The organism is Bartonella sp. AP88HLJMH (assembly GCF_042195605.1).
In the GTDB taxonomy this organism is placed as follows: Bacteria; Pseudomonadota; Alphaproteobacteria; order Rhizobiales; family Rhizobiaceae; genus Bartonella.
Genome location: NZ_JBHIOR010000034.1, coordinates 1 through 2,653 on the forward strand (window position 1 = coordinate 1; position 2,653 = coordinate 2,653).

Genomic DNA, 2,653 nt, shown 5'->3' on the forward strand with positions numbered 1-2,653 from the left:
TTTGCTAAGGAAAAAGTACGTTTGGCGATGCGTTATCTCATAGATTATGAAGGTCTTGGCAAGAAGCTTCTCAAAGGTGTTGGTGTTCCACGGGCCAGTTTTATTCCTCTTGGCAACTTTGGGGCTTTAGATGAAAAAGAAGGGCAACCCTTTAAACTTGATATTGCAAAAGCCAAGCAGCTTTTAGCAGAAGCTGGTTATCCGAATGGGTTTGAGGCAAATTTTCTCGTATCAAATGCTCCTTATAGGGTGTTGCTTGCTCAGTCACTCCAAGATAGTGCCGCAAAGGCGGGGGTACGTCTTAAAATTGAACGGATGGCCGGTACACAGTTGTTTTCTAAACTTTATGCACGGGCTTTTGATACGATTTTTGTCGGATGGAATAATGATTCTGCGGATCCTCATACTATGGCTTCACGTCTTGTTTATAATCCAGATAATCGGCTTGAGGCAAAAAATACCGCCTATCCTAGTTGGCAATATGGGTATTTGGATGAAACGATGAATCAAAAGGTTCAGGATGCATTGTTTCAAAAAGATCCGCAAAAACGGGCACAACTCTATGCTGATTTACAACGTGAATTGATGCAAAAAGGACCTTATGCGTTTATCTTTCAGAAATATACTGTTATCGCGATGACGCCTGATATCAAAAAGTGGGTTTGGAATAGTGCGCCACATATTTTTTATAGTAAAATTGAAAAATAAGAGTGTCTTCAATGCTGTTCAATAGATAAAGGGCATCGTCATGATATATTCGGCGTATTGTATAAATTTTAAGCTTTGCAATGCGTCGAAGATCATAGGTAATGCGTGATATATTGTTGAGTGTCTTTTCAAGACATTCGTTTAAAGATATTTTTCATTCTCATTAGAGGTGTATTTAAGTGGATGTTAAGATCGATATTTCAATTTTTCTGAATTAGAAAGTGGTCAATTTATTTGTTAAAAAACTGAGTATAACATAAAGAAACGAAGTGTAACAAATATCGCGGAATTTAGTGGTGCTAAAGGTGCAAAGGTTTTGCGATGTTGAAGGAAAGTTTTGTTATGGGGGTACACAAGGGATATCAGTTTTTTATGGTGTTTATATTTTCTTTTGCTTTGAAAGATGATGAGATGTCATTTGGAGGGTGTTATTTTACGGGGAGTGATGAAAAAATTAAATTTTCTTTTGAAGAAGGAATAAAAGTCGTTGCATTTGGCAAACTAACGAATTTTTCTGTTTTATCAAATCGTCAAATTGTTATGAAGGCTCGTTGTTATTAAGGTACTTGAGCTAAAAGGGGTAGTGCTTTGATGGTATAGAAAACGCCGGAAGAAATACGAGACAAGCTTGCTTAACAAGATAGAAAAAATACAGGTTTTATAGTCTTCAATAGTAGGCGTTATGATATCGTGATTAAGCTCTGTTGTTGGTGAGCATTCATTGTATATTAGAGTGTTTTCCTTTGTATGTTTTAGTTTGGCTTATAAGTGTAGACAAGAGGAGTCATTGGCAAGAGGTGCTTGTTCTTGAAGATTTTAAAGTTTGGTCTTTAGGAGCCTATCGTTCGTCTAAACTTAAATTAAGCACGTTTTGCTGCATGGAGAATTTATACAATAAACGTTAAAAGGAAAATTCTATGAACGTGAAAAGAAAAATATTGAAAAAGGGCAGTTCTTTTGTTTCTGCTGTTCTTGCAATGGGGATGTTTGTGCAACAAGTTTCAGCAAAAACACCCGCCGATACGCTTGTGATGGCTTGGAATCTCGATCCAATAAATACATTTGACCCTGCACAACTCAATGACCGTTATGGAATTGAAGTGGTTAACAATATTTGTGATAATTTAGTCGTTTCTGCTACAGATGATGCGGCTAAAATGGTTCCCTCGTTAGCGAAGAGTTGGGATGTTTCAAGTGATGATCAGAGTACGGTGATTACTTTTCACTTGCGTGATGGTTTAAAGTTTTATGATGGTCGTCCTGCGAATGCCAATGATCTTGTTTGGGGTATGAAGCGGGTTGTCAAATTGAAATTGTCTAATGCAGCAACATTTAATGAATATGGGATTACAGAACAAAACGTTGATGAGGCTTTTCAAGCACCGGATGACAAAACGGTGGTGATGAAATTTGATAAACCTTATCCAGCAGAGCTCATTCTTAGCAATATTTCCACTAATCGCACTACTGCCTTGCTTGATCGTGAGACACTCATGAAAAACGAACAAGATGGCGATATGGGAAACCGATATTTGGCCAGTCATTCTGCTTGTGTTGGTCCTTATCAGCTAGAGAGTTGGCGCCCTGGAGAAGGAATTTTGTTGCGTGCAAGCTCCAATTATTGGGGGGAGGCGCCTAAATTGAAGAAGATTTTAATTCGCCATGTCGCGGAGCCTGGAACGCAACGTTTATTATTGGAAAAACATGATATCGATGTTGCACGTAATCTGATGCCAGAGGATTTGGCAGATCTCCAAGCAACAACGGATATTAAAGTTGAAAAAGTGTTGGCGCCCTCCATGATCATATGGGGATTTAATGCGACAAACCCTATTTTTGCCAATGAAAAAGTGCGTTTGGCGATGCGCTATCTTATTGACTATGAAGGACTCGGTAAGACTCTTCTCAAAGATGTTGGTATTCCACGTGCAAGTTTTATTCCTCT

The 2,653-nt window shown here is 38.4% G+C and carries 3 protein-coding genes; all 3 read left to right on the forward strand.

All coding sequences use genetic code 11. The features are described 5' to 3' along the window. Positions 1 to 708 (forward strand): ABC transporter substrate-binding protein (locus ACFIMA_RS08915; RefSeq protein WP_375613876.1); only part of this gene is annotated, 708 nt, incomplete at its 5' end. A 342-nt stretch (positions 709 to 1,050) separates the two neighbouring features. Next, entirely contained in the window at positions 1,051 to 1,269 is a 219-nt protein-coding gene (locus ACFIMA_RS08920) for a hypothetical protein (RefSeq protein ID WP_375612270.1), read from the forward strand. A gap of 356 nt (positions 1,270 to 1,625) precedes the next feature. Continuing rightward, positions 1,626 to 2,653: ABC transporter substrate-binding protein (locus ACFIMA_RS08925; RefSeq protein WP_375613874.1), on the forward strand; the 1,028-nt coding region annotated here is incomplete at its 3' end.

Bases quoted from the DNA above. Each gene is read 5' to 3' on its own strand.
- ACFIMA_RS08920 (WP_375612270.1), top strand. From the start codon at position 1,051: ATGGGGGTACACAAGGGATATCAGTTTTTTATGGTGTTTATATTTTCT.